At 46.0% G+C, this 480-nt stretch carries 1 protein-coding gene; it reads right to left on the bottom strand.

What is annotated here, in order from left to right; genetic code table 11:
- On the bottom strand, positions 1–480 hold a 480-nt coding region (locus tag ACYVRA_RS08650; RefSeq protein ID WP_461252314.1), incomplete at both ends, for a response regulator.

The following is a 480-nucleotide window of genomic DNA, read 5'->3' as shown; positions in this document are numbered from 1 at the left end:
GAGACTTTCATTGATTATTTCTTCGATAGAGTAGGGGAACAGCGGCTTGTGAAGGAATTTATCAACGCCCGCCGCCTTTGCCTCTTCACTAATCGCGCTCCAAGCGACGGCGGAAACCATTATCACGACGGAATTTTCAGGATTACGCTCCTTTATTTGACGGGTAAGCTGTATGCCGTCCATAACTGGCATTTTCCAGTCTATAAAATAGATATGGGAGCCGCCTTTTTGCTCCATGAGTTCAAGCGCTTTTTCCCCGCTTGCGGCGGTTTCGCATGATAAACCGTACATCTGCGTTATATCATGGAAATATGTTAATATGTCCGGATCGTCATCTACCGCCATAATGCGGACATTGTTTAAATTGACATCTAACAAACCTTTTTGCCTGTCTTCCGCGCCGCGCTTTGCCTTGACAGTAAGGGTAAATGTTGAGCCTTTTGAAGGTTCTGACTGAACCCAAATTTGGCCGTCCCTCAT

The organism is Treponema sp. R8-4-B8 (assembly GCF_054786175.1).
This window is presented reverse-complemented; position numbering and strand designations above follow the sequence as displayed.